1 protein-coding gene is annotated in these 914 nt (G+C 35.9%); it reads left to right on the top strand.

The window, feature by feature from the left end:
• Positions 1–16: 16 nt before the first annotated feature.
• The coding region (gene dcm, locus RTW80_RS26150) for a DNA (cytosine-5-)-methyltransferase (RefSeq protein ID WP_312720993.1) at positions 17–914 on the top strand (898 nt) is incomplete at its 3' end.

Below are 914 nucleotides of genomic sequence, written 5' to 3'. Positions count from 1 at the left end.
AGGATTTTTCAACATTATGACTAAAAGTGAAACATTTATGATTCCCAATCACAAGGCAGCAAAGCTAAGTGAATTGGATATGATGATTGTTAACTCAGTACCGCCAGGTGGCAACTGGAAAAATATTCCTTTAGATGTACCGTCTAAAAGAATAGAGCAAATTAGGGATAGTTATGCACAAGGAAAAGGAAGCCGTTCAACATACTACGGTAGATTACTTCCAGATATGCCTGCATATACTATCAATACATATTTTAACCGACCTGGGAATGGTTGCCATATTCACTATGAGCAAGATCGTGTTCTATCCCAGAGAGAAGCTGCAAGACTACAATCGTTCCCGGATGATTTTATTTTCTTCGGAGGTCAAACAGCAATTAATACCCAAATCGGTAATGCAGTGCCCCCATTTTTAGCTTTTCTGATTGCGAAAGAAATAGAGAAGGCGATAGGTAATACTGGTTATTATATCGATTTATTTTCCGGAGCTGGAGGGCTGGGACTAGGATTCAAATGGGCTGGATGGACTCCATTATTGGCGAATGATATTGAAGAAAAATATCTACAAACATATTCAAACAATGTTCACAAAGAAGTTTTATGTGGCAGCATTTCTGATAATGAAACTTTTTCAAAAATAGCAGATAAAATATCAGGATTTAAGAAATTATATTTTGATAAACAATTATGGATACTTGGTGGACCCCCATGCCAGGGATTTTCTACGGCAGGAAATGCCAGAACAATGGATGATCCAAGAAATTCACTTTTTATGCATTATAAATCTCTCTTAAATGAGATAAAACCAAACGGTTTTATTTTTGAAAATGTTGCTGGTTTGTTGAATATGGAAAAAGGTAAGGTCTTTGAAAGAGTCAAAGAAGAATTCTCATCAACCATGAAAACTATGAATG

It is taken from the genome of Escherichia sp. AM3 (assembly GCF_032029835.1).
GTDB classification, from domain to species: Bacteria; Pseudomonadota; Gammaproteobacteria; order Enterobacterales; family Enterobacteriaceae; genus Escherichia; species Escherichia coli.
This window is presented reverse-complemented; position numbering and strand designations above follow the sequence as displayed.